A 2,188-nucleotide genomic window follows, 5' to 3' on the forward strand; every position below is an offset into this window, starting at 1 on the left:
CCGTGCGCGAACTGCGGTTCGCGATCCTCACGGTGACCTCCGTCCTGGCGCTCGCCTACGTCATGAACCTCTCCGGACAGGCGGCGACGATCGGCTACGCCGTGGCCGCCGCCGGGGCCGGGCTCGCCTTCCTGTCACCCGTCCTCGGCTGGTTCGGCGTCGCCGTCACCGGCTCGGACACCTCGGCCAACGCGCTCTTCGGGGCCCTCCAGGTGACCGCCGCACGGGAGTCCGGACTGTCGCCCGACCTGCTCGCGGCCGCGAACAGTTCGGGCGGTGTCCTCGGCAAGATGATCTCGCCGCAGAACCTCGCCATCGCCTGCGCCGCCGTCGGACTGGCGGGCAGGGAAGGGGACCTGCTGCGCAAGGTGCTGCCCTGGAGCCTCGGCCTGCTGCTCGTCATGTGCCTGATCGTGGTGGGGCAGAGCACCTTCGTGCTCGGCTGGATGCTGCCCTGACGGAGGCGGCGTCCGTGAAACCGCCCGGCCGCCACCGGCCGCGGCCCGCGCCGGCCGCCGCCGGACGCGAGCCGGCCGGTCACCACGGGACCGCCCGCAGCGGAGCGTCACCCCCTGCGGGTAGTTTGTGCTGATCGACAGGATCTCCGGAAGGGCTGGCCGTGACTGCTGATCTGTCACAGATCGTCAAGGCGTACGACGTGCGCGGGGTCGTCCCCGACCAGTGGGACGAGTCCCTGGCCGAACTCTTCGGCGCCGCCTTCGCGCGCGTGACCGGGGCGAGCGCCCTCGTCACCGGACACGACATGCGGCCCTCCTCGCCCGGCCTGTCGGGCGCCTTCGCCCGCGGCGCCGCGGCCCAGGGCGTCGACGTGACCGAGATCGGCCTCTGCTCCACGGACCAGCTCTACTACGCCTCCGGCGCCCTGGACCTGCCCGGCGCGATGTTCACCGCCTCGCACAACCCGGCCCGGTACAACGGCATCAAGCTGTGCCGCGCGGGCGCCGCGCCCGTCGGCCAGGACACGGGCCTGACGGAGATCCGCGAACTCGTCGAGAAGTGGAGCGAGTCGGGCGTCCCCGAGTCGGCCGTCACGGCGGGAACCGTCACCCGGCGCGAGACGCTGGACGACTACGCGGCACACCTGCGCTCCCTCGTCGACCTGACCTCCGTCCGGCCCCTGAAGGTCGTCGTCGACGCGGGCAACGGCATGGGCGGGCACACCGTCCCCGCCGTCCTGGCCGGCCTGCCGCTCACCGTCGTCCCGATGTACTTCGAACTCGACGGCACCTTCCCGAACCACGAGGCCAACCCGCTCGACCCGGCCAACCTCGTCGACCTGCGGCAGCGGGTCCGCGAGGAGGGCGCCGACCTCGGCCTCGCCTTCGACGGCGACGCCGACCGCTGCTTCGTCGTCGACGAGCGCGGCGAGCCGGTCCCCCCGTCCGCGATCACCGCCCTGGTCGCCGCCCGCGAACTCGCCCGCAACGGGGGCAAGGGCACGGTCATCCACAACCTGATCACCTCCTGGTCGGTGCCGGAGGTCGTCGAGGAGAACGGCGGCACACCAGTGCGCACCCGGGTGGGCCACTCCTTCATCAAGGCCGAGATGGCAACCAGCGGCGCGATCTTCGGTGGCGAGCACTCGGCGCACTACTACTTCCGTGACTTCTGGAACGCCGACACGGGCATGCTCGCCGCCCTGCACGTCCTCGCCGCCCTCGGCGGCCAGCAGGGCACCCTGTCCGCCCTGGTCGACCAGTACGACCGCTACGCGGGCTCCGGCGAGATCAACTCCACGGTCGACGACCAGGCGGCCCGCCTCGCCGCGATCAGGGCCGCCTACGAGGGCCGCGACGGCATCACCCTGGACGAACTGGACGGCCTCACCGTCACCGCCGCCGACTGGTGGTTCAACGTCCGCCCCTCCAACACGGAACCCCTCCTCCGCCTGAACGCGGAGGCCCGCGACCAGGCCACCATGGCCAGGATCCGCGACGAGGCCCTGGCCCTCATCCGGGGCTGATCCGGCCCGTGCGCGGCCCGCGGACCACCCCGCACGGCGGTGCGCGACGGCGGGCGACGGCGTGCGGTGGCCGGTCCGGCGGTCCCGCCGCACACCCGGTCGCACCGCGACGGCCCGACCCTCCGCACGACCCGGTCGCGCCGGGCCGGGGGCCGCGCCGACGGCCACCGCACGCCCCGCCGGACCGGCGCGACCGGGTCGTGC

Annotated in this window: 2 protein-coding genes; both read left to right on the forward strand. The window is 73.7% G+C overall.

Annotated elements, in window-relative coordinates; translation table 11 throughout:
* Positions 1 to 458: L-lactate permease (locus AOK18_RS27265; RefSeq protein WP_167738750.1), on the forward strand; the 458-nt coding region annotated here is incomplete at its 5' end.
* Positions 459 to 619: 161 nt separating this feature from the next.
* Positions 620 to 1,984 (forward strand): phosphomannomutase/phosphoglucomutase, encoded by a 1,365-nt coding sequence (locus tag AOK18_RS27270; RefSeq protein ID WP_055696059.1) that lies wholly within the window; start codon positions 620 to 622, stop codon positions 1,982 to 1,984.
* Positions 1,985 to 2,188: the final 204 nt, after the last annotated feature.

It is taken from the genome of Streptomyces prasinopilosus (assembly GCF_001419695.1).
Lineage (GTDB): Bacteria > Actinomycetota > Actinomycetes > Streptomycetales > Streptomycetaceae > Streptomyces > Streptomyces prasinopilosus.